Origin of the sequence: Kribbella sp. NBC_01505 (genome assembly GCF_045040285.1) — a bacterium.
Taxonomy (GTDB): domain Bacteria; phylum Actinomycetota; class Actinomycetes; order Propionibacteriales; family Kribbellaceae; genus Kribbella.
Map to the genome: position 1 here is coordinate 9176144 of NZ_CP109425.1, position 26671 is coordinate 9202814.

Consider the following 26671-nt stretch of genomic DNA (forward strand, 5'->3'; position numbering starts at 1 on the left):
GATGAGTCTCGACGATGCACGACTGTCCCGCCGCGCCCTCCTCGGCGGCGCGGCCGCCCTCGGCCTGGTCGCCTGCTCCAACGAAGGCCGCGGCGGCCTCCCCGGAGGCGGAGCCGGCGGCGGCGCGCGGCCGGCGTACATGCGCTACACGGGAGTGAAACCCGACCTGCCGGGCGACGAGTACAACATCCCGAACGCGTTCATCCGCTATCCCGCCAATCCGGTGCAGGCGATCCGGAAACCGCCGGGCGACGGCAAGCCGATCGACGTCCTCACCTACACGAACACGCCGATCCCACCGAAGGTCGAGCAGAACAGCTTCTGGCAGCAGTTCAACCAGCGGGTCGGATCGCCGGTCACGGTGAACCTGACGCCGTCGGTCGACTACAACCAGAAGTTCGCGACCGTGGTGGCGGGCGACCGGCTGAGCGATATTTTCCTGGTCGGCACCGTTCCGCAAGTGCCCCAGTTGCTCGAGGCGAAGGCCGTCGACCTGACCCCGCACCTGTCCGGCGACAACGTCAAGAAGTATCCCTACCTCGCCAACCTGCCCGAGACCGCATGGAACCCGTGCATCTTCGGTGGCCGGATCTTCGGCGTACCGATTCCGCGCGGTGCGATCAGTTCACAGACGATGTACAGCCGGGCCGACATCCTGGAGAAACAAGGCGTCGACGGCAACGTCAAGAGCCTCGACGAGTTCGTCGAGCTGTGCAAGGCGGTCACCGACAAGCGGCAGAACCGGTTCGCACTGGCGACCGCTCCCACCCAGTGGATCCGGAACATGTACGGCGTACCGAACAACTGGAGCGAGAACGGCAACACGCTCGTCAGCAACCTCGAACACGAGGCGCAGGAAGACGTCTTCGAAGTCCTGCGGAAGCTGTGGAGCTCCGGGTACATCCACCCGGATGCGTTCTCCGGGCAGAACCAGGACCTGAAGGTGCGGTTCGGCAACGGGTCGAGCCCGCTGGTTCAGGACACCTACAGCGGCTGGCCGAGTTACCTGCAGACCGCGGTCGACCCGAACGCGCGGATCGCGATCATCCCACCGCCGAAGTACGACGGTTCGGGACCGGGCCGGCTCTGGCTCGGTTCACCCGCGATCGGGTTCGCCGCGATCAACAAGAAGGCCGCCGGCCGGGTGGAGACCATGCTGGCCTACCTGAACTTCCTCGCGGCGCCGTTCGGGACCGAGGAGTACCTGTTCCGCAAGTACGGCCTGCCGGGGCAGCACCACAAGGTTGTCGACGGCAACCCGGTACTGACCGAGAAGGGTTTCAGCGAGATCCAGCTCGGGCTGATGTACACCGCCGACGGGCCCTGGACAATCTTCCTGCCGGAGAAGCCGGGGAACGCCGAGACCGAGTTCACGGCGATGAAGCAGACCTGCCCGACCGCGTTCGTCGACCCGGTGGCCGGCATGTACTCCGAGACGAACGTCCGTAAGGGCCCACAGCTGACCGCCGACATGACCCAGATCACCAACGACATCATTCAGGGGCGTAAGCCGGTCTCCGCCTGGGCCGCTGCGGTCAAGAAGTGGAAGAGCGGCGGCGGTGACAAGATCGCCGAAGAGTTCGCGCAGGCCCTCCATCAATCACGGTAACCGAATCAATCACCTTGAAGGGATCCACTGTGTCCAACACCGTCAGGTTCGCGGCCGTCGGTCTTGATCACGCCCATATTCACGGTCAGATCGCGGGTCTGCTCGCGGCCGGCGCCGAGTTCGTCGCGATGGCGACGGACGATCCGGCGGCGGCGATCGCCGTACAGGTCCGGGAGCGGTATCCCGACGTGCCGGTCGTCGACGACCCGGCCGAGCTGCTCGGGCGGGACGGGATCGACCTGATCGTGACCGCCGCCGTACCGGACCGGCGGGGGCCGATCGCCGTCGCGGCGCTGCGGGCCGGGAAGGACGTCGTCACCGACAAGCCCGGGTGTGTCAGCTTCAGTCAGCTCGAGGAGATCGAGAAGGCGGTCGCCGAGAGCGGGCGGTTCTGGTCGGTGACGTTCTCGGAGCGGTTCGAGGTGCGCTCGGCGATCAAGGCCGGCGAGCTCGTCCGCGACGGCCGGATCGGCACCGTCGTCCAGACGATCGGCCTCGGGCCGCACCGGATCGGCGACCGCGGTCACCTCGGTGGTGGTGCCGGCCGGCCGGCCTGGTTCTACGACAAGAACCGGTACGGCGGGATCCTGGTCGACATCGCGTCGCACCAGATCGACCAGTTCCTCTGGTACACGGGTGCCCGGACCGCGGAGGTCGTGGCGAGCTCGGTCGGCAACTTCGCCAACCCGGACAAGCCCGGCCTGCAGGACTTCGGTGATCTGCTGATCCGCAGCGACACCGCGCAGGGCTACATCCGCGTCGACTGGTACACGCCGGACGGGCTGCCGACCTGGGGTGACGGGCGGCTGATGATCCTCGGCACCGAGGGCTACATCGAGCTGCGCAAGTACGTCGACATCGCCGGTCGGCCGGGTGGCGATCACGTGTTCCTGGTCAATCACGAGGGCATGGAGTACATCGACTGCTCGGATGTGCAGCTGACCTACTACGCCGACCTGCTGAACGACGTACGGGATCGGACCACGACGGCGGCGCCGCAGGAGCACACGTTCGAGACCATGCGGCTGGCGTTGACCGCGCAGCAGCAGGCAGTCGTCCGCGGGGCCGCGCAGTGACGGTCCTCAAGGTCGCGATCGTTGGCTGCGGCAACATCAGCCGCCGCCATGCCGAGTCGTACGCCGCTGCGCCGACCGAGCTGGTCGGGGTGGCCGACATCGTGCCGTCCAAGGCTGACAAGCTCGCCGCCAAGTTTGGCGGTCGGCCGTTCGGCAGCGTCACCGAGTTGCTGACGGCAACCTCACCTGACCTCGTCTCGGTCACTACTCCCCCGGGCAGTCATGCGGAGATCGCCATCGAGATCCTTGCCGCCGGCAAGTCTGTGCTGCTCGAGAAGCCGCCGGTGCTGAGCCTGGCCGAGCTGGATGCGGTGGCAGCGGCCGAGCAGGCCAGTGCGGGTTCGGTGTACGTCGTCTTCCAGCATCGGCACGGCTCGGGCGGTCTGCGGGCAGCGTCGTTGCTCGCCGATGGTGCGCTGGGCAAGCCGCAGGTCGCCGTCTGCGAGACGCTGTGGTTCCGGCCGGTCAGCTACTTCGATCCGGAGTGGCGCGGGACCTGGGTCGGCGAGGGCGGCGGACCGACGCTCGGGCACGGGATCCACCAGATCGACCTGCTGCTGCATCTTTTGGGGCCGTGGAAGTCTTTGACGGCGACTGCCGTTCGGCTGGACCGGCCGGTGGAGTTCGAGGACGTGTCGATGGCCTCGGTGATCTTCGAGAGCGGTGCGGTCGCGACGGTGATCAACAGTCTGCTGTCACCGCGGGAGCTCAGCCGGATCCGGATCGACACGACTGGCGGTTCGCTCGAGGTCAACCACCTGTACGGCTACTCCGACACGGACTGGACCTTCACTCCGGCGCCCGACGCGGCCCGCGCCGCGACGAACGGGCTCGATCCCGGCGTCCGGCGTACCGGCTCCGCGGAGGTCGTTGCCGCGGACACCGATCCGTGGGCGGGGTCGGCGGGCGACGACGTACCGAGCAATCACGAGGCGCAGCTCGGGCGGCTGGTCGACGACCTGCTGGCCGGGCGGACCCACGAGACCACGCTGGCCAGCACGCGGCCGACGATGGAGTTCGTGACCGCGCTCTACGCCTCCTCCCTCACCGGTACGGCGGTGCAGCGCGCCGAACTGACTCCCGGCCACCCGTTCTACCGAGCGCTGCACGGCGACGTACCACAGGCTGACATCGATCGGACCATGAACCTGCCCTGACTCTTTGCAGTCACGCTGCAACTCGCTGTCAGTGCTTGCGGACTCCGTAGTCAGTATCTCGTCCTGAACGTATGAGTGTGCATGTCCTCGTGGGAACCACCTGCCTTCGGCGCGCGTGTCCGGTTTGGGGAAGGTAGTGAACCGGAATCGGTTGGTTGTGCTCCCCAAAGCGGTTTAGGGAGCGTCCGGGCCGGCTGTCCCTAAACCGGTTCGGGTAGTCCTGGCCCCCTGAATCGGGCGGTTTTGCTCCCCAGCACCCGCGACCGTGCCCAGCGGAGGCCCCTCATCCGCGCCAGCGCCGTACCGACCTAGGACAGGTGCCGCTGAATCAGGTCGGCGACCTCGGTGGGGCGGCTCAGGTAGGGCGTGTGGCTGGTGGGCCAGGTTTCGACAGTGGCGCAGCGGGCGGCGAAGCGCTGGATCAGCTGGGCGGGGGTGGCCCGGTCTTCGCTGCCGACGACGTAGGTCGTGGGGGTGGTGTGCCAGGTCACCCGGGTTGGGGTGGTTCCGAAGATCGCTGGTGGTTCGGGGCGAAGCAGGGCGATGGCTTCGGCGGCCTTGGCGTCGTCGACATCGCCGTACAGCTTGAGGCGGGCGTCGGCCGGATCCAGGGCCAGGCGGCCATTGGCGTCAGGAGCCATGGCGAGGCCCTCGGGTGGGGTGCCGGTCTCCTCGGCGAGAGCGGCCAGCAGTTGAGCGGGTGTCTCGCCCACATCGAGCAGCCAACCAGCGAGAAAAATCTGCCCGCGTGCACCCCGGACGGTGCCCGCAACTACCCCGCCGAACGAGTGACCGACAACCAACGGCGGGCGCGCCGAGGCGGTGATGATCTTCTCGACCAGCGCGGTGCTCTCGTCCAAAGTCAGCTCGTAGAGGTCCGGAACCTCCACGCTGAGCGCGCGTGAGCGCAGCAACCCCGCCAATTCGTCGAAATGCGCCGGCTGATGCCAGGACCCATGCAGCAGAATCACGTCAGTCATACGCTTGACGCTACCTACCTGTGAGCTCGGCTTCGAAGCTATAACGGCTCACCGGTACGACGAGCAGTCCACTGGTGCCAGTCAGTACGTTGTGAATCATGTCCCGCCCCGGTCAGCCCGAACGCTCTGCCACCTACGCAGAGGTTTTCGCCGTCGCCGAATTCCGGTGGTCGTGGGTCGCCCTGGTCGGCTCAGTAGTCGGCGACCAACTGGCACGGGTCGCACTAGCAGTCCTGGTCTTCGACCGCACCGGCTCAGCAGGCCTGTCCGCGTTGACCTATGCACTGACATTGTTGCCCGACGTCATCAGTGGACCCCTCCTCGGCGGGCTCGCCGATCGGCTTCCACGCCGGCAGCTCATGGTCAGCTGCGACGCTGCCCGCGCCGTACTGGTCGCCTGTATGGCGATCCCGGGCATCCCGCTGTGGATCCTGTGCGTGTTGCTCGTCGCGGTTCAAATGTTTGCTGGACCTTTTCAGTCGGCCCGATCGGCTTTCCTGGCAACGATGCTGACGGGCGACATCTACCGCGCGGCCGTCGGCCTGTCCTCGGTCACCGCACAATCCGCCCAGCTCGCGGGCTTCGTGCTCGGCGGCACGATCGTGGCAACACTCGGCCCGAGCCAGGCACTGGCGCTCAACGCGCTCTCTTTTGCGGCCTCGGCCGTATTGCTGCGCCTCGGCCTGCGGGAACGACCGATCGCGCTGGGCGAAGATCCGGCCGCCCGGCCGAGCTGGTGGGGCTCACTGGTCGCCGGTGCGCGCCTGGTCTGGAACAACCGCAAACTGCGCTACCTGCTCGCCTTGTGCTGCGTGCCGGGCTTCTACATCACCGTCGAGGGCCTCGCGACGCCGTACGCCGCCTCGATCGGCGGCGGGGCGATCGCCGCAGGCATCCTGTTCGCGGCGAACCCCGCCGGACAGGTTGTTGGCATCTTGCTGACATCCCGAATCGCCCCGGCCAAACGTATGAGCATGATGGGAACGCTCGCAATCGGCACCTGCGCGGTGCTGATCGCCTGTGTGTTCGAGCCGGGGCTGTGGGTCACGGTGGGATTGTGGGGTCTGTCAGGAATGTGTGCATCGTTCATGCCCTTGGCACAGGCGACATTCGTGCAGGAGATTCCTGATGCGCAGCGGGGTCAGGTGATCGGCCTGGCCCGCACTGCGCTGGTGGTTTCTCAGGGGATGGGGATCCTCGTCGCCGGGGTGGCGGCGGATCATTGGAAGCCGGCCATGGTCGTGGCCGGTGCGGGTGTGCTCGGCGTCGTCTACGCAGCCGGTGCCGCCCGGGGGTACCGGCGTGCCTGCAAGGCGGAAGGTATCGACGCGTGAACACGACACTGAATCGGTTTACTGCCAGTCGTTGCTGCGCATCGCGACGCACCTCCTCAGGAACCGGCTCCGCCATTACCTGACAACGCAGTGACTTTCGGTGATACCGCGTTTACTCTGACAATGAGGACAAGTGGGGCTGGGGGAAACGTTAATGCTGAGTATCCGCCATTGGAGGCTGAGGCGCAGGCACCGTCGTGACACTGACGTGCCCGTGTCCAAGTGGTTACCTACGCACTGGGCCCTCTGGTCGGCGCCAAGGGTCGTCCTGGGCTACGTGGTGGCCGTCGACGTGCTGGCGCTCGCCGTGGTGGGCGCCTCGTTCGTCGGGCTGGACATCCGCTCGGACGACTGGGTCCGGTTCGGCGCCCTCGTGATCGGATCGGCGCTGCATGTCGAGGCGGGCCGGGAGATCGAGCGACTCCGTGCGGTCGTCTCCGAAGGCACCACCTACGTGAACCTGAAGTCGATGTGGATGTTCGCGGCCATTCTGATCCTGCCGCCGCCGCTGGCACTCGCCGTGATCGCCGCCAGCTATGTCCATTCGTGGGCCCGGATGCGACGCAATCCGCCGTACCGCGGATTCTTCTCGGCCTCGACCGTCATTCTTGGTTCCGCCCTCGCCGTGATGTGCCTGCGGACGATCAATCCTGATCACCAGCCAGGCTTCACCGGCGGACTCGTCGGCCTACTTGCGGTGACCGCGGCCGCGCTGGCCTATTGGTTGATCAACTTCGCCCTTGTCGTCGGTGCGGTGCTGCTGTCGAATCCGGAGGCCAACGCCCGGAAGGCGCTCGGACAGCTGTCGGACCAGTTCATCGTGGCCGGTGCTCTCGGACTGGGCACCAGCACAGCCGCCCTGCTGCTCTACCAGCCCTGGCTGACCGTCGCGTTGCTGATCACAGTCCTCGGTCTCCACCGAGCGCTACTGGTGGGACAGTTTCAGTTCGCAGCACGCACCGACCCGAACACCGGGCTGGCAAACACGATGTTCTGGCACGAGATCGCCGCCAAGACGCTCGAGGGCGCGCAGAACAACAACACCCCGCTCGGCATCCTGTACCTGGACCTCGATCACTTCAAGTCCGTCAATGACACCCACGGCCACCTGGCGGGCGACCAGGTACTGAAGGCGATCGCAGCCGAACTGAAGCACGAGGTGCGGACAGACGACCTGGTGGGACGGCTCGGTGGGGAGGAGTTCGCGATCCTCCTGCCCAACACCGATGTTGACGACACGCTCCATACGGCCGAACGGATCCGGCACCGAATCGCGAACCTCGTCATCACCGTCACAGCGCCGAACGGGAAGATGGAGGTCGACGGGATCACCTGTTCGATCGGAGCGGCGACGTTCCCCGTCTCGGGGCAGAGTCTTGACGTGCTTCTGATGGCGGCTGATACCGCTACCTATGCGGCTAAGGAGTCTGGGCGGAATCGGGTGGTTACGGCGCCCAGCCGGACGCCAGGTCAACTGAGCTGAGGTAGACGGGGTTCTCGTCTGGGTGGGGTGGGTCGAAGTCGGCGAGGTGCTGGGTGAGGACCTCGTCAGTGAGGTCCTGGCGCCCGCCGGTGGTTTGGTTGGCAGCTCGGCGGGCGTGGATCTCGGCGTGGTCGATGTCCAGGTAGAGCAGGGTGAACTGGGCGTCGGCGTCGGCGTCGGCGGCCAGGGCGCGCCAGGCGTCGCGGAGGAAGCGTGGGGAGCTGGTGTCGTCGACTATCACCGATGTGCCGGCGGTCAGGAGCGCTCGGGTTTCGGTGGTGGCTTCCGCGTGCGTGCGGATCCATTCCTTGGCGGGGATGCCGTCGCCGCCCCACAGTCCGCGGCGGGCGTTGATCTCGTCGAGGCTGACGATCGTGGCGGCGAGCCGTGGAGCCAGCGTCTGAGCGACCGTGCTTTTGCCGGAGAACGACGTACCGCAGAGGAGCACGAGCCTGGGCGTCATTTCAGCAGAGCCTTGGCGAGCATGGCGACTACCTTGTCAGAGTCCTGGGTCAGCCCGCGCAGAGCGTCCTGAGCCACCGCCGGCGGCAGCTCGGCGAGCGCCTGGGTGAGACGGATTCGCGCAGCCGAGTCCGCCGCGGGATCCGCCAGCGCCGCGGTCAGCGAGTCGATGACGGTCGGGTCCGCGGCGAGAGTGCCGAGGATCTCGGCGGACTCCACGTCGTTGATGCCTTGGACGATCATGCTCACCAATGCCGGGATCGCCGCCGCGACACCACGGTTGCCGAGGGCAAGGGCTACGTGTTTGCGCACCGTCGGATCGTCGTCGCCAAGAGCTCGCGAAAGTACGGCGGTCGCGTCGGCCCCGGGGAGTTCGACGATCGCCTGCACCGCGCGCCGCCGTACGGTGACGTCCTTCGACTGCAGACCGGGCGCGATACTCGCCACCCCGTCGTCCGCGCGGGCCAGGGCCCAGCGGAGGGCGCCGGCGACGTTCGGGTCGGACTCGCTCAGGATCGCCTTGGCGAGGACGTCGGTGGGGACTGCGTCAGGGGTGAGGATCGCTTGCTGGCGGCGGGCGGGGCTGGCGGAGTCGAGGCTGTGCAGGAGTTCAATGATGCGCAGGACCTCTTCCCAGCCGGTCGGGGCCGAGGCGTCGACTGTGCGGAGGCGTTCGAGGAGCTCCTGTTCGCGGTGCAGCCGGTCCTCGGTGCGCTGGATCAGGTCGCTGACGAGCGCGGCCGGGGCGAACGCCGGGTCCTCCAGCGCACGACCGATCTCGCGCAGGGACAGGCCGAGCGAACGCAGGCTCTCAACGTGAAAGATCCGCCGGATGTCATCGGCGGAGTACTCACGATAATTCCCGACCGTCCGCCCGGTGGGGCGCACCAGCCCGAGGGAGTCGTAGTGCCGGAGCATCCGGCTACTCACCCCCGAGCGGCGCGCCACCTCACCGATCAGCACGCGGCTTGCGCCTCCTTGTGGGCCTCGGCTGCGGCCAACTTCTCCGGGCCCAGGTTGTCGATCCGCCTCGCCGCGTCGACGTCGGCCGCAAAAGCGGCGTCCGGATCGCGCAGCAGCAGGTCGGTCGCCCGGGCGTGCGCCCGCACACCGGCGTCCTTGCTGGCCAGCGCCGGCTCCAGGACCGGTCCGATGAGCTCACCGAGGGCGACGAGCGCCCGGCTGAGGCTCAGCTGCACCATCCGGTCACCACGCCCGAACTGCGTCACCAGCTCGCCCGCCAACCACTCCCGCTTGTCCTGAGGAGCCAGTACGGCGGCCGCCCGCCACGCGGTCCGTGCCACCTCGTCGTCCGGGTCGCGCAGCAGTTCCGGCGTGATCGCACTCCAGGTCGCCGGAGAGCCGATCTTGGACAGCGTGTGCAGCGCCTGACTGCGCGCCTGCACCCGGTCCGACTGCAGCTCCGCCAACACCTTCGGTACCGTCACCTCGGCCGGCTGCTGGATCAACGCCCAAGTCAGCATGTCGCGTACGAAGAAGTCCGGCTCGACCGCGCACCGCTCCAGCAACGCCTCCACCAGCCCAGGCTGGTCCCCCACCGTCATCGCCGACCGCAGCCGCGCCGACGAGTCCCCAGCACCCAATCGCGCCACCAACGTCTCCACCGCACTCACGGTGATCACCTCCTGCACCCAGTGAAGACCTTGTCACAGTGTCAACGTCAAGCGAGTGCCCCACTTGAGGCCGCTTTGAGTCTCCATCAACCGTTTGGCGGGCGTTCGGATGACTGATCCGTGCTCAAGGGGTCAGGGAGTTGTAGAGGGCGAGGTGGGCCTGGGCGGCGGCGGGCCAGGTGTAGGAGGCGGCTAGGGCGTGGCCGGCGGTACGGCGGTCGGGGGCCGACTGGGTCAGGGCTGCTCGGAGGGCTTGGGCCAGGGCTGGTGGATCGGTGGCGTAGGTGGCGGTGCCGGCGAAGATCTCGCGGAAGACGGGAAGGTCAGAGACGACCAAGGGCACTCCGGCGGCGAGGGCCTCCAGCGGGGCGAGGCCGAAGCCTTCCTTGACGGAGGGGAAGGCGAAGACGTCAGCCGCCGCGACCAGCGCGGGGAGCAGCTCATCGTCGACCGGTCCGAGGACGACGGGCTCGACGCCCAGGGAACGAGCCGCGGTATCCCAGGCAGCGCGGTAGGGACGGTAGTCGAAGAGGGTTTCCCCGCCGGCGATGACGAGCCGCAGGTCGGGGTCCGCCAGCAGGGCGAAGGCGTGCAGCAAGTCGAGGGAACCTTTACGGGGCTCGATCCCACCAACCGCGAGAACATACCGCCCGAGCTGCGAGCGCCAAGCTGTACGGCGTTCCACCGCCGCCGGCGCTGCGGAGGCCGCGACGGCGAAGCGGGCAGAATCCACGCCGTTCGGGATGACGGTCGCCTTCAGCCCCCAGCCGTCGGCCAGCTCGGTCGCGACGGCGGCCGAGACACACACGTGCGCGTATGGCTCGACGAGAGCGCGCTCGTGGCAGCGGGCGAGCTCGGGTGTGGTGAAGTTGTCGAGGTGGTGAACCGTCCGCACGCATCGCCCGGCCGCATTCGCACTGATGCAATCCTGTGCATGCACGATGTCGTAAGCAGTCCCGTCGAACGCCTCCCGCAGTACGGCGATCGACCGCAGAATGCGCGCCCCCACCGACTCCCCCGGTACGTCGGGAAACGGTACGACGGCCGGTCGCACCCGAGGGTCCACCCGCCGGAAGAACGTGGTGTCGCCGCCTCGCCCGAGCGACCACACCGTCACGTCCTGCCCGAGCGCGGCCAGCGCCTCCGCCAGCGCCAACGTGTGGACGACCCCGCCCCGCGGCTTCGTCGAGTAGCTGAGCAACGCGATCCGCATCAGTAGACCTCCGGCCGCCGCTCGTCCAGATGGTGCAGGACCCGCCGCGCCGTCTCGATCTCCGCCCGTACGTCGACCTCCGCGATCGCGATCCCCGCCTTCGACCAGGTCCGCGCGACGATGTCCCCGCCCGGACCGACGATCTTCGACTGCCCGAGGAACCGCATCCCGCCGATCGATCCGGTCAGGTTCGACGAGACCAGCACGACCTGGTTCTCGGCCGCCCGCGACCGGTCGTACAGGTCGAACAGCCGCGACTGCCGGTCCTCGTTCATCCGGGGTGCCCGGTTCGTGATGCTCGTCGGCCACGCGCACAGGCACGCGACCACCTCGGCACCGTCGACCGCGAGCGTCCGGGCCGCCTCCGGGAACGTCTTGTCGTAGTCGATCATCATCCCCAACCGCCCCACCGGCGTATCGAAGGCCTCGAACGAAGAGCCCGCCGCATAGATCGACCGCTCCCCCGGCGGCTGATGCACCTTGCGATGCTTCCCCAGTACGCCGTCGCCCGTCACGCAGAGCGCAGTGTTGTACCGCAGCCCGCCGTCCGCCTCGCAGAACCCGAAGCAGACCACCATCTCCCCCGCCATCGCGATCACCTTCGCGATCAGCGGATCGTCCAGCGACAGTGCCGGCGGCAGGTCGTCGAGCGCCGGGTTGCTCAGATCGGCCAGGTACCCGCCGAGCGCCGCGTCGGGCAGCACCAGCAGCTCGACCGACTCGCGCCGGCCGTGCCGGATCAGTGCCTCCACCCGGGACAGGTCGAACTCAAGGTCCCGGGTGAAACCAGCCGCCACCGCTCCGACCTTCACGGGCTTCAGACCACCACGCCGTAGGTCTCCGGCCGCCGGTCCCGCAGGTGCCCCATCGATCGCCGCGCGAGTCGCAGTGCGTCGGCAACGTCCAGCTCCGCGATCGCCATCCCCGCGGCGACACCGGTATCGGCGAGCACTTCACCACCCGGATCCACCACCTTCGCACTGGCCACGAACCGCAGCGAGCCGAAGGTCCCCGACTGGTTGGCTGACAGCCACACCACCTGGTTCTCCAACGCGCGCGCTCTATCGAACAGATCGAATCGCCGCTTCCAGCGGTCCTTGGACAGGTCCGGATCCGGGTTCGTCCGCGCTCCCGGCCAGGCCGAGACGCACACGATGATCTCGGCACCGTCGAGTGCCAGCGCCCGCGCCGCCTCCGGAAACGCCTTGTCGTAGCAAATCATCAGACCCAGCCGCCCGACCGGTGTGTCGAAGGCCTCGAACCGGTCCCCGGCCGCATAGTGCTCGTCCTCCCGCAACGGCTGATGCACCTTCCGGTGACGCCCCAGTACGCCGTCTCCGGTCACGCACACCGCGCTGTTGTAGATCAGCCCGCCGACCGCCTCGGCGTACCCGGCGACGACCACCAGGTCACCTGCCAACCCGGCCAGCCGCTGGATCTCCGGCCCGTCGACATCGAACGCCGGCGGCGGCTCCGCCGTACCGTCGAGACTGAGCAGGTAACCGCCGAGCGCACCTTCCGGCAGGGCCAGCAGTTGTACGCCGGCCTGCCGGGCCTCGGCGATCAACGCGGCGACCCGGGCGAAGTCCGCCTCGAGATCGCGGTCGAAGTTCGCGGCCACGGCCGCCATCCGCAGCATCACGCCGCCCCCATTCCGGTCACCCCGGCGCTCACGGCGGAGGTGACCTCACCGTCCGGCCAACGCAGTACGACGCCTTGACCGCTGCTCAGCTCGCCACACACCCGACTCACCGCAGGACCCGCCGCGAGCTCAGCCGGCCCGGTCGTCACCATCGCAAATCCCGGGAAGCACGTCAGCCAGTCCCCCATCGACGCGTCGGCCGGCTTCGGTACGGCGGCAACGTCGAGCACCGCCGCACATCCACTGGCCTCCGCCAGCATGCCCAGCGTGCCGACGACTCCGGCCATCGACACGTCCTTCGCCGCCGCTGGCTGCGCCTTCCCGACCGCGCCGATCATCGCCCGCAGCTCATCCGGCCGACGGTGACTGGTCGAGTCCCACTGCCGACCGGCGTACCCAGCTCGCCACGACCCGCCCAGATCCGCGGTCAGCCGCACGGCCTGCCCGGGCCGACCACCACCACCCGGCACGGGCGTCGCCGTCCGCCCGAGCGCCGTCACACTCAACGCGGCCGGCACCCCGAGCTGCGTGTGCCCGCCCAGCAACGGCACCCCATAGGCCTCAGCAGCACGCCGCAACCCGCTGAGCACCCGCGCCGCGAACGCCGCGTCCAGAGCCCCGAGGGCATCCAGCAACCCCACCGGTACGGCGCCCATCGCGGCCAGGTCGTTGACGTTCACCAGCACCGAGCACCAGCCGGCCCATTCCGGATCCCGCTCCACCATCGCCGGCAGGATCGCGTCACACGCCGCCACCAGATCGCTGTCCGGAACTGGTGCCCCGTCGTCACCGACAAACCCGGCCGGCCCGACCCCGGCCACCAGCGATCCCAGCGGACTCTTGCTCGCGGCAACCAATTGGGCGATCCGCGAGATCGGCCAGCGCATCAGCACATGCGGCTCGCCCGCGACGACGCTCGGCCTGACCGTGTCCCAGCCGAGCCGCTGGAAGAACCGGTACGTCGACGTCTGCACCGTCGCCTCGAATCGCAGCGCCCCGGCGCTCTCGGCGTACGCACAAGCTGCCCGCACCAGCGCCGCACCCACACCGTTGCGCCGACCTGCCGTGACCAGCCGCCCGCCCTGCCACCACCCGAGGTCCGGGCCGTCCGACGCCGGTCCCAGCCGAACGCCACCGATCACCTCACCGGCCGCGGTCCGAGCGACCAGGACAACAGTCCGCGGATCCTCATCGCGTTCGTCCAGGTCGGTGCGCTCGAACAACCCTTGCTGGACCACGAACGCCTCATGCCGCAGTTGCCGATAGGTACGGCGCTCGGCCGCCTCTGCGACCGAGATCAAGAACGCCGGCGGCGGTTCGCCCAGTAGCGCGGAGACATCGGCAGCACGCCGAACCCCGCTGGTCTGCACCAGCGGCGCGATCATGCGCCCGCCGCCGATAACAAGCTGCATGCGCCACAAGCCGCACATCCCGCCCCTTGATCCGCGCCACGCATCTGGGCGGCCGCCAACAGGTCGGCAACTTTCGCCGTCACGTCCCGAACCACAGCTGCGGACGGCGGCAGGACCCCGTCGGCTCGGGCCAAGGTGCCCAGCATCGGCCGGAGGGGTACCACGAAGGGGTAGACGCCACGCTCGATCAGCCGCGCCGCCCCGGCCACCAGCTCGTCCGGGTCCTCACCCAGACCGATCAGCAGGTAGGTCGATACGCGGTTCCGTCCGAAGACGCGAACAGCCTCGTCCCAGGCGGACTCGTACTCAGCCATGGACACGGACGACTTCCCCGGCATCCATTTGCGTCGTACGCCGTCGTCCAGGGACTCGACATGGATTCCGATGGATGTCGCTCCGGCCGTTTTGAGGTCCGTGAGCACCGAGAGGTCGCCCGGCGGCTCGATCTGGACCTGGATCGGCAGTCCCGGGACCGCGGCGAGGACCGCCCGGACGCACCGCACGAGGTTCCGCGCGCCGCGATCCGGGCCGGTCGTCGTACCGGTCGTCATCACCATCTGAGTGACGCCGTCGAGACGGACCGCGGCCTCGGCCACCTCGGCCAGCTGGGCGGGCGTCTTGGCGGCGATCGTCGCCCCGGCCCGCAACGACTCCTCGATCGAACAGAACCGGCAGCGCGTCTCCTCGTCGTACCGGATGCACGTCTGTACGACGGTGGTCGCGAGCACGTCCTTGCCGTGCAGCAAGGCGATCTGCTGGTACGGGACGCCGTCGGCCGTGGTCAGGTCGTAGAACCGCGGCCGGCGGACCGGTTCGACCGACAGCCCCAGGTTCAGCCCGTTGCGGAAGACCGCACCGTCCCGGACCTGATAGGGGCTGTCAGCAACTATCGGCAGGGTGGCGTTGGCGCCGTCGACGACCAGGTGCCCGTCGTCGCTCGGGCCGGCGCCTTTGCTCCGGCGGACCGGGGCGTCCACCTGAACGCCCAGCACCGCCATCTCGGCCCGGGCCTCCAACGCCGTGTCCATCAGAACATGTACGTCGAGTTGATGATGGCGCCCTTGCGGGCGTAGTGGATCAGCGCGTCCTGGACGTCCAGCGGGTGCGTCGGGATGACGCCCTCGATCAGGTCCTCCTCGCGCGCGCCGTGCAGCGACAGCCCGAACCGGCAGCAGTAGACCTTGCCGCCCTCGGCGATGAACGTCTTCAGCGAGTCGTTGATGTTGTGCTCGCCGGGGAACGCGGAGTTGCCGGTGGTCGGGAAGCCGCGGGTGGCCAGGCAGTTCAGCGATCCGGGTCCGTAGAAGTAGATCGCGGACTCGAATCCCTTCCGCTGGGCGCGGGTCGCCTGCAGGATCGCCACGAAGCTCACCGACGACTCGTGGGCGATGCCGTGCACGAGGGTGAAGTACGTTTCGCCGTCCTCGGCCTGGTAGTCCGGGAAGACCTTGGTGCCGCCGTAGATGCTGGAGCCCTGTGGCAGCGCCGGGTGCGGGATCTCGCCGAGGCTCTTGGTCTCGAGGTCGGTCAGTTCGGCGGTCATGGCATTCTCCTTGGTTCTCAGTGGCGCGATTGTCAGTGGTAGAGGTGTTCGAAAGTGCGGTGGAAGACCAGTTCGCCGAGCTCCCCGTCCCCCATCGCGGCGCGCATCCGGGCCAGTTCGCCGGCGTGGTCGCCCCAGGGCTGGTCGCTCGCGAACAGCACGCGGTCGTGGCCGATCCCGCGCCGCTCGATCTCCGCGGCCAGCCAGCCCGGGGCGAAGCCGATCGCCCAGGACAGATCGGTGTAGAGCTGTTTGCCGTCCGCGATCCAGTCGAAGAACCGGGATCCGATCAGCTTGATGTGCCCGCTCATCCCGCCACCGAAATGGACGAGATGCAGGCGGACGTCGTCCGCATAGGTGTCGACCAGGTGGCCGACGTGGTCGATGTCGGAGGCCGCTCCCGGCGAGGTGTGCACATGCACGACCAGGTCGTTGTCCTTGGCAACGGCGAAGATCTCGTCCAGCGCCGGGCGGACGTCGTCGCCGGTCGGGTGCCCGCCGAGCAGGAAGCTCAGCTTCAGCGCCCGGACACCGGGCTCGGTGGCGAGCGTGAGCGCCTTGGCCGTCAGCTCGGCGTCCTGCGGTCGTGGCGAGACCCAGAGTCCGGCGCGGATCCGTTCGTCCCGGGCCGCGGCCTCGACCACCAGCTCGTTGAATCCGAAGGAGACCGCAGCATCCGGTACGCCGTAGTTCGGGATCACCAGCGCCATTTCGGTGCCCTCGGCATCGAGGTCGGCGAGCAGCTCGTCGACCGTCGCGCGGGCGGTCAGATCCGGGTTCACCGGCGGTCCGCCGTAGAAGGGATAGGCAGGCAGCACCCCGAGGTGCCGGTGCGCGTCCGCGACGATCATCAGGCCACCGTCCGGCGCGGCTGACCGGCGAGCCAATGGAACTGCATCGCCATGATCCGCTCCACAAGATACCGCGCGTCATCCGCGACCCCGCCGAACCGGCCCGAGCCCCAGGTGTGCTGCCACGGCAGCCCGATGAAATAGAGACCGGGCACGCTCGTCACGCCTCGGTGATGGGTCGGGTACCCGCGGCCGTCGAAGACCGGGAGCCGGATCCAGCTGTCGTCACGCCGGAATCCGGTGCTCCAGACGATCGCCCCGATCCCTTGCAGGTCTAGGGATTCCGGCACCTCACTCGGCTCCCACACCGGCTGGTACCGCGGTTCGATCGGAGCATCGATGCCCTGGGCAAGAATGAAGGCGTCGATCGAGTCCTTGATCCCCTCCGACACCGCGTCCGCGTGGTCCAGGTTCGCGCGCAGATCACCGGCGAACCGCAGGGTCGCCGGATCCGCGTCGAGGAGCCGCCCGTACAGCCGCATCCCTTCCAGCGCGAACTTCCGCAGATCGATATCGCGTCCACCGTCGCGCCCGGTCACGTAGTGGTTCACCCGGAACCGGACCGCCTCAACGTCGTCGAATTCGTCGATCCCGCGCCGGTAGTAGCCCATCCGGTCCAGCCACGCGACCACATCCAGCCCGCGATAGACCCGCGCCACCCGCGGCGCCGTACCGGTCACGAGGTGGACCTGGCGACCGGCCAGATGCAGGTCTTCCGCGATCTGGCAGCCGGACTGTCCGGTCCCGACCACGACGACCGAGCCTTCCGGGAGCTGATCGGCATTCCTGTATGCGGATGAGTGCAGCTGGTGGACAGGGAGCCGCTCGGCCAGCGCGGGGATCCGCGGTTGCTGGTACGGACCGGTCGCCACCACGATCTGATCCGCGGTGATCGTGCCGGCGCTCGTGGTCAGCCGGAACCCCGCATCCAGCCGCGTCACCCGAACGCCTTCAGCCAGTGGAACGTCGTACGAGTGGGCGTAGTCGTTCAGATAGCCGACGATGTCGTCGCGGACCATGAAGCCGTCCGGATCAGGTCCGTCGTACGGGAAGCCCGGCAGGTTGCATTGCCAGTTCGGCGTGACCAGGCAGAACGAGTCCCAGCGCCGGTTCCGCCACTCGCTACCGACCCGGTCGGCCTCCAGCACCACATGGTCCACCCCGGCCCGCACCAGGTGCCAGCTCGTCGCGAGACCGGCCTGACCACCACCGACCACCGCGACGGAAAAGTGCCTTCCGTCCCTGATCTGCATGTCATCCAGTGAAGGACCGCCCGATTGCCCCACCGTTGCCGCCGGAACAAACTCGCGTTTCCAAACCACCGCCGTACGTTTCGCGTGGGTAACCGCGAACCAGTGACGTGGCCTAGTCCTCTTCGACGTCTTCCTGGCCCTGTTTCCAGTAGCCGGTGATGACGGCGTCCATCCGGCCCTTCACCCAGGCGCGGAGCGGACGGATGCTGTCAGCCTCGCCGGCTGCGAAGAGGAACGTGCCATCCGGTACGTCGAGCTTCTGCACCCGGTCGGCCAGTTCCCACCTCGGCACCCACTGCACGTCGACGGCGGGTCGGTGGGCGAGCGGATACGCAGTCTCGGCGGGGTGATCGAACTCGATCACCAGGTCGGCGGAGACCTCGATCGGCGACTCCTCCAGCCAGCGGGCCGCCGCCGGCAGCCCGGTCGGGTCAACCGCGAAAATGTAGTGCACATATGTGAAAGGAAACGCCTTCGCGCCAGGCGGTCCGGCAATCCACACCTCGTCACCGACCTGCAAGCGTTCAGCCCAGGGCGCTGCCAGGCCACCAGCGTGTACGACGAAGTCCAGGTCGAGCGTGGCGCCGTCGTACCGGCGGACCGTGTAGCTGCGGGTCGGCGGGCTCGGTCGCGGCCAGTCGAGCATCTGTCGATCGTTCGGCACCGGCAGTCGCAGGGTGCCGTCCTCGTCGGGGAAGAGGACCTTGATGTGGTCCTCGAAGTGATACGAGTGGAAGTCGACCAGCTCAGGCCCCTCGAGAGTCACCCGCAGCATCTGCGGCGTGAGATAGCGCGTCGACGCGACCGTCGTCTGCCGGATGCCGATCGGGTAGCCGATCCGCGAGATGCCTGTACCGCTCAGATGATGTTCCTCGACCCGCTCGCGCGGCTTCTCCCGATTCACTTGAGTCCCGCCAACTCGCTGTCGAGCGCCTTGAGCGTCAGCATCGCCTCGCCGTACGTCGCCGCCTGGGTGTACCGGACGCCGATCGCCCGGCCCGCCCGCACCGCGGGCAGGGACTTCCACAGCGGTGAGTCGAGGACGTACTTCACCGCCGGCCCGACACTGCCGTCCGGCTCCAGCGTGTAGGTGATGACGTCCGAGTCGCGCAGGCTTTCCGGCAGCAGCTCGATCGACACGTTCTCGGAGACCGCCAGCGATCCCGGACCGGGCTTCGTCACCTGGCCGTAGTACGAGATCCCGACGTCTTGCGCGATGTTGGTCCCGAACGACCCGTTGAACTCGCGCATGAAGTTGCCCTTGGCAACCTGACCGTAGCCGCCGAGATGCCCGAACCTCCGCCCGCTCAGCTTCGGCGCGTACTTCGCCTTCACCTCCGCCGCCTGCTTCTCGTACGCCGTCCGGGCCTGGTCGAACGTCTCCATCCGGCCGGCCGCGTCGGCCTGCCGGCGGGACAGCTCACGCCAGGCGTCCGGGATGGTCGGCCCGATCGCCACCACCGGCGCGATCGCCTCCAGCCGCTTCACGTCGATGTCGCCGAGCACCGGCGCCGGGACCCCGATCACGATCAGGTCCGGCTTGGCCAGCGCGATCTTCTCGTAGTCGGTCTCGGCCGCGGTCTCACCGGCGATCTTCGTCAGCCGCTCGTACGTCGCCTTGTCCTCGGCGGTCATCATCAGCAGCCCACGCGACCAGGCCGAGATGCCCACCAGCGGCGCATCCGCCTCGAGCAGCGCGGGAACGGCGTACCCGGTGGCGACCACCCGCTGGGGCTTCACCGGGATCGTGATGTTGCCGTTGTCGGCGGCGAACACCCTGGTCTCCGCGGCGGCCGGAGTGCCTTCGGTCGTGCTGCACCCGGCCAGCAGGCAGGTGGCGAGCAGGAGTGCACCGAGGCGGTGTGTGGCGGACATTCCGGACCCTTCGTCCGAGCGGACAGAACGAAAGTTAGGCTAGCCTTACCGACCGCCCGCTCGTAGCGCGTAGCGGTCGATCGATGTCGCGAGGAGGACAGCATGAGTCTCGTCAGCCCCCACGGCGACGACCCGGAGAACTGCGAGGAGTTCGGCTACGGCATCGGCACCCTCGGCGGCATCATGATCTTCCGGTACGCCGCCGGCCGCCGGCTGGAGTTCGGCCGCAGCCGGCAGGACTTCCTGCACCAGGTCTACTGGTCCCCCGACGGCCTGCTCACCGCCACCCACGGCAACCAGACCGGGTTCGTCGGCACCGGCCAGGCCGTCTGGGTACGTCGAGCCGTCGGCCACACCGTCAGCGCGACCTCCTCCTCCGAGTTCGGCCGCCAGACGGTCTACCGCATCTGCCTGCGCGAGATCCCGCCGGCGCTCTTCGGCCTGCGCATCGGCACCATCGCCGTACCGTCCGAGGCCGCCACCGCGATCCTCGCGCTGACCGCCCCCGGGCTGGCTGAGACCGAGGCTCTGTCCATCAGGGCGAACCTCTTCGACGCGCTGGACTCGAACCAGCCCGGCGAACCGGCCCGCGCCTCGACCGGCCGCGGTCCCGCCCTCCAGGTCGCCCGTCGGCTCGCACAAGACCCGGGCGACCCGACGGATCTCTCCGCCTGGGCCGCCCAGGTTCACGTCAGCAGCAAAACCCTGCAGCGCGACTTCATCCGCGAATTCGGCACCTCTTTCACCGCCTGGCGAACCGACCTCCGGCTGCGCGCCGCGCAGGTTCTGCTCGACACGCACCCGGTCTCCGAAGTCGCCCACCTCGTCGGCTATTCCAGCTCGTCCGCATTCATCGCAGCCTTCCGCCGCACCCACGGCCGGACACCAGGCCGCCGTACCGCCTAGGGGTAGTTCACCCACTGGGCCTTGTTGTTGGCTGTGTTGGACGGGCCGCCGCTGTTGTTGATCACGTGCGCGATCGTGCCCTTGCCGCCGAGCGAGATCGTGACCATGTTGTGGAACTTCACGCCGGCCTTGTTCGGTACCTCGAAGGCGCGTTCGGCCACGATCGACGGATCGGAGTTGAAGACGCAGTAACTCCCCAGCCCCCACGCTTCATGTGTGGTGACGGAGTCCGCGACCTTGTACGCCGCATACCCGCGGGTGGAGCCGTTCATCCAGGCGGATTGGTTCGGCGGGTCGTACGGCATCTCGTTCTGGTAGAAGTACGTCCGCCCGCCGTTGCCGTTCCAGATCGTCTGGTACTTCTGGTAGTGCTCGACGAACAGCCCGTACGCCGTCACGTCGTCACCGTTCACGACGAGTCCGGTGTCGGCGGTGTTGGTCCCCCACCCGACACCGATCGAGTGGTCACCGCGCCACAGCCAGGTGTGATCGAGGATCACGTCGTCGCTGTTCACCCGCAACGTCTCTGTGGCCTTGCCGACCGCGGCACCACCGATGCGGAAGTAGACGTCGTGGATGGACGTCGGGTTGGCGCTGTGGTCGGCCGACGAGTTCGTCGCGCCGATCTCCATCAGCAGCGGAGAGTTGGTCGGGGCCGCGTCGATCAGCAGACCGGCGATCTTGACGCCGTCCACATCGGCGACCGACATGGCCGTCGTACCGTTGGTCGGCATGATGGTCGCGAGCCCGAGACCGAGCACCACGGTGTTCGCGCGGGTGACCCGGATCGAGTCGCTCAGCTTGTAGACGCCCGGCGTGAACAGCAGGTCCTTACCCGCCGCCAGCTCCGAGTTGATCGTCGCCGCGCTGACACCGGGCTTGGCGATGTAGAACTGCTCGATCGGCAGCGAGGCGCCCGCCGGGTTGCCGTTCGTCCAGCCGGGACCGCTCGAGTTGGTCTTCAGCGCCGGGACGAACACCTTGTAGGCGCCGGCCGCGTCGATGTAGAGGTACGGCTTCTCACGCACGACCGGGGTCTGCGCGACCTTCGTGTACGGCGGGTCCGGGAAGCTGCCGGCCGGAGCGTTCTCCGCACCGACGAACACCATGTTCCAGTTCTGCCCGGTCCAGCTGCTCCACCGGGTGTTCCGCGACAGCCACTGCTGCTGGCTACCCGACCGCACCTGACCGTCGACGACCGTGTCTGCCATGAATCCGCCGCTCGACCAGCCGCCGTCGTCCAGCGCGAGGTTGCCCTTCAGGTGCATCCGCCGGTACGCCGATGCCTGGCTGACCGCCCAGCGGTCCAGCCCGCCCGGCGGAGTGACCGTGAGACCCTCGGCGCCGCGCCAGAAGTTCTGCGTCGCGTTCTGCGGCGGGAACCAGTCGGCCTCGACATGCACCGAACCGTTGATGTTCACGCTGTCGGGTGTGAGGCCGAGACCGACGACCTGGGTGAAGAAGCCGACGTTCGCGCTGACGTTGTACGTGCCCGGCTTGAACAGCATCGCGTACCGCTGCTCGCCGTACTGGTTGTCCACCTGCTGGTTGAAGACCTGGTCGAGCCGGGACTGGATCTGGCTGGCCGGCATCGACGGGTCGAACACGGACACGTTCGGACCGAGGTCCGGCGTACCGGGCGGGTTCGGCGGAGCGTCCACTGAGGTGATCCTGAAGGCTTGGGCGGCGCTTCCGTTGCAGGTGAACTGCACCAGCTGGACGCTGTCCGCGGTGGAGGCCGATGGTACGTCGAGACACTTGCCGCTGTTCCGGTTCACCAGGTGGTAGGCGCCATCCGCCTCCTCGACCGGCAGCCACTGCTGGTTGTTCCCGCCGCCGTACGCCCACAGGTGCACGAGGGCGTTGTCCGCCGTCGAAACGTTGGAGACGTCGACCACCTGAGCGGGGCTGGTGCGCACGTTCACGCGCACATACCCGCCGCTGGTCGGCTGGAACTGCCACTGCTGGGCTGTGCTGGCATTGCACGCGTACTGCTGGACGACCGTGCCGTTCGCCGTACCGGCCGAACGCGTGTCGAGACACTTGCCACTGTGCTTGGCGGCCACGGTGTTCCAGCCGGTCGGCGAGATCGCGGCAGTCGCGGACGGCGGGTCGACGACGGTCAGACCGGCGGCGACAACACCGGCCAGCGCCGTCGCGATCACGGCATATCGCCGGCGCCGGGCACGCGGCGGCGGACGGAGTTGGGCGACTCCGGACATGGGGCACTCCTCAGGTCGGGGCGGTGGAGGTTCGCTCAGGAAAGCGGATTCCCACACTTAATTCAAGACCTGACCGAAGTTCCGCAACTACTGGAGCACGCCCTAGGCTCGGGACCATGCGAATCTCGGTTTCGTCGGACATGGATCAGCCCGTCGCCCGCGCACTGGTGGCCGAACTGGGCAAGCGCGGGCACGAAGTGACGGCGTACGGCGCGCTCACTCCTGGCAGCGACCCACAATGGGCGGTCTGCTCGGACGCGGCGGCGCGAGATGTTGCCGACGGCAACGCGGAGCAGGCCGTGGTCTGCTGCTGGACGGGGACCGGCGCGGCGATCGCCGCGAACAAGGTCCCCGGCATTCGGGCCGCGCTCTGCACCGACGCCTACACGGCCGAGGGCGCCCGCCGGTGGAACGATGCCAACGTGCTCGCGCTCAGTCTCCGGCTGATCTCCGAGCCGCTGCTCGAGGAGATCCTCGACGCCTGGTTCGCGACCGCCGCCAGCACCGACGAGACCGACCAGGGAAATATCGGGCGCGTCAGCAATTAATACCGGAATCATCCCCTTGACTCATTCTCTTCGCCGTCCGCAAACTCCCAGGCATGACGGCAGAGAATGGACTGAATTCGTTCCTTGAGAGGAATGACATTCGCATCGGCCTGGTCGGTGCCGGGAGCGTCGCCGCGGTGTACGTCGAGGCCGCGGCGAGCCTCCCGAACCTCGCGATCACGGCGATCTGCGACGTACGGCGGGATGCCGCACAAGCGCTCGCTGAGCCGCTGAACGCCAGTGTGTACGCCGATCACCGGGACATGTTTGCCGCCGGCAACCTGGACGTGGTCGTCATCACGTCCCCGCACTCACTGCACACCCCGATGGCCGAAGACGCGGCCATCGCAGGCCTGCACGTGTTGATGGAAAAGCCGATGGCCACCACTGTGGCCGACTGCCGGAAAATGATCAAAGTCTGCGCGGACGCCGGTGTGCGGCTGGCAATCGGTAATCTCCAGCGATTTGTTCCCGCGGTCCGGCAGGCGGCCGAAATCCTGCGCTCCGACCAGCTCGGCCGCCCATTGCTGATCACCGAACGGCGCGCCGTCCGCTACGACCCGGAGTCCCGCCCGGCCTGGTTCTTCGATCCCGAACTGGCCGGCGGCGGAATCATGATGAACATCGGCGGCCACAGCATCGACAAGGCGCAGGTGCTGACCGGTGAGCAGGTCGTCTCGGTCAACGCCCGGACCTGGCGTCGGCCAGGGCTCGCCGTCGAGACCGAAGCCTCCGGCGTGATGGAACTGTCCGGCGGCATTCAGCTGACGTTCTCGATCACCAGCACCGGTCTGCCTCCCCAGGACGAGACCGAAGTCATCTGCGAGAACGGTGCCTTGCGCTTGTCCCACACCGAGGGTCTATGGATGTTCCGCCCCGGCGAAGCCGTCCAGCTCAAGCATCAGACCGGGCACGACGACATCGTCACCGCCTTCCGCGACCAGCTCCTTGATTTCACCGGGTCCGCTCCCCCGAGTGTCTCCGGCGACTACGGCCTCTCGGTCGTAGCCGCTGTCCAGGCGACCTATGACTCAGCCGCCGATCGAACCCTGCAGCGAACGGAGTACTGATGAACCTCAACCGGATCACGCGGGCGGCCTTGGCGGCCGGGCTCGCCCTGGCCACCCTCGCGGCCTGCAACAGCAACGGCGCGAAATCCGAGGACCCGAACGGTGTCGTGACCATCAAGTGGCAGGGCTACAGCCAGGAACGGCTCGAGTTCTACAAAGAGGCAGCGGCCGAGTTCCGCAAGGAGTTCCCGAACATCAACGTCGTCCCGGAGGAGCTCGCCGAGGCGGACTACAAGCAGGCGCTGCCGCTGAGCTTCCGCAGCAAGAACTCCCCCGACATCTACACCTACACCTGGCCGGCCGCGGGTGAGTACTTCGAGCTGTCCGACGTCATCAACAACAAGTGGGCCGTGCCGCTGGACGACTCGGTGCTGCCGGCCGACTTCCGGTCCCGGTTCCGCGACACCTCGAACCTGATGGAACCGATCTACAGCCAGGGCGGCAAGATCTACACGACGCCGCGCCCGCCCGGGACCGGAACCATCGGATTCGGCTACATGTACTTCAACAAGGACGTGATCGCCAAGGCCGGTCTGACCGGCAAGCTCCCGACGACGTGGACCGAGTTCACCGCCGCGTGCCAGGCGATCAAGGACAAGGCCGCTGCGAGCTGTCTCGCCCAGTCGACGCAGGGTCCGGACGAGATCGAGCGGCTCCTCACGACGTTCGTCGGGGTGAACAAGAAGGGCTACACGCCGAGCAAGGTCTCCCTGCAGACCGGCAAGTTCACCGAGACCTCCGACCCGCAGTTCGTCGAGGCCCTGCGGTATCTCCGGTCGCTGTACGAGCAGCAGTACGTCTTCCCCGGCCAGTACGACAAGATCGCCGCCCGCCAAGCCGTTGCCGGAGGCAAGGCCGCGTTCTACTTCGACGGCGGCTGGATGTCGTCCGTGTTCCCGCAGACGTTCAAGTTCAAGAACTTCGGCGTCGCCCTGCCACCGGCCAAGACCACCGCCGCACCAGGCGGGTACGCCGGCCGGATCGCCCAGGGACCGCCGTTGCCGGAACTGTTCATCAGCTCGCAGAGCAAGCACCCGAAGGAAGCGACCCAGTTCCTGGAATGGATGACGCGACCCAAGGGCTGGTTCTCGGAACACTTCACCGCCAAGGGCTTCGACCTGCTCCCCTGGATCGACCCGGCCGACGCCGCGAAGTGGCTACCTAAGGAGAACCTGGCCCGCGAACTGCTGCCGCTGGATCCGAAGGTGCACATCCTCGCTCCGGTCCCGGCGCTCAAGTGCCCGGACCTCGCCAAGTCCGAGGCGATGAGCAAGGTGGACCAGATCCAGGAGAACCTCGTCTACAGCACGGTGAACAAGTACCTGCAGAGCGGCGGTGACTGGCCGGCCCTGGCCAGAGGCATCGAAGACAAGCAGAACAAGGTGTTCGAGGCCCAGCTCGGCCAAGAGGCCGCGTCCGGTCTCAAGGTTTCGACGGACTGCTACGCCGAGCCCGGGTGGGACGGCCTCACCCCGTTCAAGTTCACGCGATGAATCGCCGTACAGATCTCGGCAAGATCTACCTGGTGCTGGTCCCGTTCCTGTTGCTGTTCCTGGCCTTCACGGTCTGGCCGCTGGTGCGGACCGTCCAGTTCAGCCTGCACGACTTCGACGGGATCGGGGCCCTCGGCGACTCACCGACCGTCGGTCTCGACAACTACCAGGCCGTGCTCACCGATCCCCTGTTCGGCAAGGCCTACGCCAACACGTGGGCGTTCACGATCGGGCAGACGCTGATCAAGCTACCGCTGTCGTTCCTGATCGCGTTGCTCCTCACCCGCCCGTGGCTCCGCTGGCCGGCGTTCTTCCGCACGGTGTTCTTCCTGCCCTGGTTGATGCCCGCGTCCATCGTCGCGATGGTCTTCTACTACCTGCTCAGTCCCTCGGACGGCGCGATCAACCAGTTGCTCACTGCCCTGCATCTGGTCGACCAGCCGGTGGACTTCCTCCGCTCCGGACCGATCGCGTTCGCCACGATCGCGGTCATCTCGACCTGGCAGATCATGGGCCAGTACGTGATCTTCTGGATGGCAGCTCTCCAACTGGTCCCGCAGAACCTCCTGGAGGCCGCCGAGGTCGACGGCGCGGGTGCGCTGCAGCGGTTGTGGCACATCATCCTGCCGCTGGTCCGCCCGATGGGCGTCATCATCGCCTCCCTCGGCCTGATCTGGTCGCTCGGCATCTTCGACTGGATCCAGATCCTCACCTCGGGCGGCCCGGGCACCGACACCTACGTCATCAACTACTACGTCTACGAGCTGGCTTTCGCCCAGGCACGGCCACAGTTCGGTACGTCGAGTGCCGCGGCGTTCGTCTTCGGGATCACCGTGCTGATCGTGTACGCGCTGGTCGGCAAGATGGTCGGCCGCGCCCAGCTCAAACGGAAGGAATACGGGGTCTAG

25 protein-coding genes are annotated in these 26671 nt (G+C 67.8%); 10 read left to right on the plus strand and 15 right to left on the minus strand.

Going from position 1 to position 26671, the window contains the following annotated elements; all coding sequences use genetic code 11:
- Position 1: 1 nt before the first annotated feature.
- The 3 genes from OG474_RS42760 to OG474_RS42770 are packed head-to-tail and all read left to right on the plus strand — an operon-like array spanning position 2 to position 3842.
- A complete protein-coding gene (locus tag OG474_RS42760) occupies positions 2-1609 on the plus strand; it encodes an extracellular solute-binding protein (protein WP_405059404.1) in 1608 nt (535 codons plus the stop codon).
- Between the two features lie 29 nt (positions 1610-1638).
- Entirely contained in the window at positions 1639-2685 is a 1047-nt protein-coding gene (locus OG474_RS42765) for a Gfo/Idh/MocA family protein (protein ID WP_405059405.1), read from the plus strand.
- Positions 2682-3842, plus strand: a complete 1161-nt coding sequence (locus OG474_RS42770; RefSeq protein ID WP_405059406.1) for a Gfo/Idh/MocA family protein — start codon at positions 2682-2684, stop codon at positions 3840-3842. The genes OG474_RS42765 and OG474_RS42770 overlap by 4 nt, the downstream gene beginning before the upstream one ends.
- Before the next feature lie 308 nt (positions 3843-4150).
- Here OG474_RS42770 and OG474_RS42775 read toward each other — a convergent pair whose 3' ends face one another.
- Positions 4151-4822, minus strand: a complete 672-nt coding sequence (locus tag OG474_RS42775) for an alpha/beta fold hydrolase (protein ID WP_405059407.1) — start codon at positions 4820-4822, stop codon at positions 4151-4153.
- A 98-nt stretch (positions 4823-4920) separates the two neighbouring features.
- Here OG474_RS42775 and OG474_RS42780 point away from each other — a divergent pair, with 98 nt between their 5' ends.
- On the plus strand, positions 4921-6156 hold the full coding sequence (locus OG474_RS42780; RefSeq protein WP_405059408.1) for an MFS transporter: 1236 nt from the start codon (positions 4921-4923) through the stop codon (positions 6154-6156).
- 214 nt (positions 6157-6370) lie between these two features.
- On the plus strand, positions 6371-7639 hold the full coding sequence (locus OG474_RS42785; RefSeq protein WP_405059409.1) for a diguanylate cyclase: 1269 nt from the start codon (positions 6371-6373) through the stop codon (positions 7637-7639).
- On the opposite strand, the gene OG474_RS42790 is transcribed toward OG474_RS42785, so the two are convergent.
- The 13 genes from OG474_RS42790 to OG474_RS42850 form a co-directional block, all read right to left on the minus strand.
- The gene (locus tag OG474_RS42790) at positions 7602-8102 is read right to left on the minus strand and encodes an AAA family ATPase (RefSeq protein ID WP_405059410.1); all 501 of its coding nucleotides are present in this window, start codon (positions 8100-8102) and stop codon (positions 7602-7604) included. The two genes, OG474_RS42785 and OG474_RS42790, sit on opposite strands and share 38 nt — an antisense overlap.
- Positions 8099-9064 (minus strand): HEAT repeat domain-containing protein, encoded by a 966-nt coding sequence (locus tag OG474_RS42795; protein ID WP_405059411.1) that lies wholly within the window; start codon positions 9062-9064, stop codon positions 8099-8101. The genes OG474_RS42790 and OG474_RS42795 overlap by 4 nt, the downstream gene beginning before the upstream one ends.
- The gene (locus OG474_RS42800) at positions 9058-9735 is read right to left on the minus strand and encodes a HEAT repeat domain-containing protein (RefSeq protein WP_405059412.1); all 678 of its coding nucleotides are present in this window, start codon (positions 9733-9735) and stop codon (positions 9058-9060) included. The genes OG474_RS42795 and OG474_RS42800 overlap by 7 nt, the downstream gene beginning before the upstream one ends.
- 124 nt (positions 9736-9859) lie before the next feature.
- A complete protein-coding gene (locus tag OG474_RS42805; RefSeq protein ID WP_405059413.1) occupies positions 9860-10948 on the minus strand; it encodes an MSMEG_0565 family glycosyltransferase in 1089 nt (362 codons plus the stop codon).
- Positions 10948-11760, minus strand: a complete 813-nt coding sequence (locus tag OG474_RS42810; RefSeq protein ID WP_405059414.1) for a carbon-nitrogen hydrolase family protein — start codon at positions 11758-11760, stop codon at positions 10948-10950. The genes OG474_RS42805 and OG474_RS42810 overlap by 1 nt, the downstream gene beginning before the upstream one ends.
- Before the next feature lie 5 nt (positions 11761-11765).
- Complete coding sequence (locus OG474_RS42815; RefSeq protein WP_405064672.1) at positions 11766-12587, minus strand: carbon-nitrogen hydrolase family protein; 822 nt, start codon at positions 12585-12587, stop codon at positions 11766-11768.
- Positions 12587-14002, minus strand: coding sequence for an MSMEG_0567/sll0787 family protein (locus OG474_RS42820; protein WP_405059415.1), 1416 nt, complete (start codon positions 14000-14002; stop codon positions 12587-12589). The genes OG474_RS42815 and OG474_RS42820 overlap by 1 nt, the downstream gene beginning before the upstream one ends.
- Positions 13972-15030: an MSMEG_0568 family radical SAM protein gene (locus tag OG474_RS42825; RefSeq protein ID WP_405059416.1), complete on the minus strand. Its 1059-nt coding sequence runs from the start codon at positions 15028-15030 to the stop codon at positions 13972-13974. Before OG474_RS42825 ends, OG474_RS42820 begins: the two co-directional genes overlap by 31 nt.
- Positions 15030-15545, minus strand: coding sequence for an MSMEG_0572/Sll0783 family nitrogen starvation response protein (locus OG474_RS42830; RefSeq protein ID WP_405059417.1), 516 nt, complete (start codon positions 15543-15545; stop codon positions 15030-15032). The genes OG474_RS42825 and OG474_RS42830 overlap by 1 nt, the downstream gene beginning before the upstream one ends.
- A 32-nt stretch (positions 15546-15577) precedes the next feature.
- Positions 15578-16396: an amidohydrolase family protein gene (locus tag OG474_RS42835; protein WP_405059418.1), complete on the minus strand. Its 819-nt coding sequence runs from the start codon at positions 16394-16396 to the stop codon at positions 15578-15580.
- Positions 16396-17649 carry an MSMEG_0569 family flavin-dependent oxidoreductase gene (locus OG474_RS42840; RefSeq protein ID WP_405059419.1) on the minus strand — a complete coding sequence of 418 codons (1254 nt, stop codon included), beginning with the start codon at positions 17647-17649 and terminating at the stop codon, positions 16396-16398. Before OG474_RS42840 ends, OG474_RS42835 begins: the two co-directional genes overlap by 1 nt.
- A 112-nt stretch (positions 17650-17761) precedes the next feature.
- Complete coding sequence (locus tag OG474_RS42845) at positions 17762-18553, minus strand: siderophore-interacting protein (RefSeq protein ID WP_405059420.1); 792 nt, start codon at positions 18551-18553, stop codon at positions 17762-17764.
- Positions 18550-19524, minus strand: a complete 975-nt coding sequence (locus tag OG474_RS42850) for an ABC transporter substrate-binding protein (RefSeq protein WP_405059421.1) — start codon at positions 19522-19524, stop codon at positions 18550-18552. Before OG474_RS42850 ends, OG474_RS42845 begins: the two co-directional genes overlap by 4 nt.
- A gap of 102 nt (positions 19525-19626) precedes the next feature.
- Here OG474_RS42850 and OG474_RS42855 point away from each other — a divergent pair, with 102 nt between their 5' ends.
- A complete protein-coding gene (locus OG474_RS42855; protein ID WP_405059422.1) occupies positions 19627-20430 on the plus strand; it encodes a helix-turn-helix domain-containing protein in 804 nt (267 codons plus the stop codon).
- Here OG474_RS42855 and OG474_RS42860 read toward each other — a convergent pair.
- A complete protein-coding gene (locus OG474_RS42860; protein ID WP_405059423.1) occupies positions 20427-22652 on the minus strand; it encodes an RICIN domain-containing protein in 2226 nt (741 codons plus the stop codon). The genes OG474_RS42855 and OG474_RS42860 overlap by 4 nt on opposite strands.
- Positions 22653-22768: 116 nt before the next feature.
- Between OG474_RS42860 and OG474_RS42865 the strand changes: the two genes are divergently transcribed.
- Genes OG474_RS42865 through OG474_RS42880 form a run of 4 tightly spaced genes read left to right on the plus strand, consistent with a single transcriptional unit; the run spans position 22769 to position 26671 of the window.
- Positions 22769-23200, plus strand: coding sequence for an RpiB/LacA/LacB family sugar-phosphate isomerase (locus OG474_RS42865; RefSeq protein WP_405059424.1), 432 nt, complete (start codon positions 22769-22771; stop codon positions 23198-23200).
- A gap of 53 nt (positions 23201-23253) precedes the next feature.
- Positions 23254-24270 carry a Gfo/Idh/MocA family protein gene (locus tag OG474_RS42870; RefSeq protein ID WP_405059425.1) on the plus strand — a complete coding sequence of 339 codons (1017 nt, stop codon included), beginning with the start codon at positions 23254-23256 and terminating at the stop codon, positions 24268-24270.
- Positions 24270-25763: an ABC transporter substrate-binding protein gene (locus OG474_RS42875; RefSeq protein WP_405059426.1), complete on the plus strand. Its 1494-nt coding sequence runs from the start codon at positions 24270-24272 to the stop codon at positions 25761-25763. Before OG474_RS42870 ends, OG474_RS42875 begins: the two co-directional genes overlap by 1 nt.
- Complete coding sequence (locus tag OG474_RS42880) at positions 25760-26671, plus strand: carbohydrate ABC transporter permease (RefSeq protein ID WP_405059427.1); 912 nt, start codon at positions 25760-25762, stop codon at positions 26669-26671. The genes OG474_RS42875 and OG474_RS42880 overlap by 4 nt, the downstream gene beginning before the upstream one ends.

Excerpts from the sequence above, each read along its gene's own strand:
- OG474_RS42760 (WP_405059404.1), top strand. The coding sequence starts at position 2 with ATGAGTCTCGACGATGCACGACTGTCCCGCCGCGCCCTCCTCGGCGGC.
- OG474_RS42775 (WP_405059407.1), bottom strand. The coding sequence starts at position 4,822 with ATGACTGACGTGATTCTGCTGCATGGGTCCTGGCATCAGCCGGCGCAT.
- OG474_RS42780 (WP_405059408.1), top strand. The coding sequence starts at position 4,921 with ATGTCCCGCCCCGGTCAGCCCGAACGCTCTGCCACCTACGCAGAGGTT.
- OG474_RS42790 (WP_405059410.1), bottom strand. The coding sequence starts at position 8,102 with ATGACGCCCAGGCTCGTGCTCCTCTGCGGTACGTCGTTCTCCGGCAAA.
- OG474_RS42805 (WP_405059413.1), bottom strand. The coding sequence starts at position 10,948 with ATGCGGATCGCGTTGCTCAGCTACTCGACGAAGCCGCGGGGCGGGGTC.
- OG474_RS42815 (WP_405064672.1), bottom strand. The coding sequence starts at position 12,587 with ATGCTGCGGATGGCGGCCGTGGCCGCGAACTTCGACCGCGATCTCGAG.
- OG474_RS42820 (WP_405059415.1), bottom strand. The coding sequence starts at position 14,002 with ATGCAGCTTGTTATCGGCGGCGGGCGCATGATCGCGCCGCTGGTGCAG.
- OG474_RS42825 (WP_405059416.1), bottom strand. The coding sequence starts at position 15,030 with ATGGACACGGCGTTGGAGGCCCGGGCCGAGATGGCGGTGCTGGGCGTT.
- OG474_RS42830 (WP_405059417.1), bottom strand. The coding sequence starts at position 15,545 with ATGACCGCCGAACTGACCGACCTCGAGACCAAGAGCCTCGGCGAGATC.
- OG474_RS42835 (WP_405059418.1), bottom strand. The coding sequence starts at position 16,396 with ATGATCGTCGCGGACGCGCACCGGCACCTCGGGGTGCTGCCTGCCTAT.
- OG474_RS42840 (WP_405059419.1), bottom strand. The coding sequence starts at position 17,649 with ATGCAGATCAGGGACGGAAGGCACTTTTCCGTCGCGGTGGTCGGTGGT.
- OG474_RS42850 (WP_405059421.1), bottom strand. The coding sequence starts at position 19,524 with ATGTCCGCCACACACCGCCTCGGTGCACTCCTGCTCGCCACCTGCCTG.
- OG474_RS42855 (WP_405059422.1), top strand. The coding sequence starts at position 19,627 with ATGAGTCTCGTCAGCCCCCACGGCGACGACCCGGAGAACTGCGAGGAG.
- OG474_RS42860 (WP_405059423.1), bottom strand. The coding sequence starts at position 22,652 with ATGTCCGGAGTCGCCCAACTCCGTCCGCCGCCGCGTGCCCGGCGCCGG.
- OG474_RS42865 (WP_405059424.1), top strand. The coding sequence starts at position 22,769 with ATGCGAATCTCGGTTTCGTCGGACATGGATCAGCCCGTCGCCCGCGCA.
- OG474_RS42870 (WP_405059425.1), top strand. The coding sequence starts at position 23,254 with ATGACGGCAGAGAATGGACTGAATTCGTTCCTTGAGAGGAATGACATT.
- OG474_RS42875 (WP_405059426.1), top strand. The coding sequence starts at position 24,270 with ATGAACCTCAACCGGATCACGCGGGCGGCCTTGGCGGCCGGGCTCGCC.
- OG474_RS42880 (WP_405059427.1), top strand. The coding sequence starts at position 25,760 with ATGAATCGCCGTACAGATCTCGGCAAGATCTACCTGGTGCTGGTCCCG.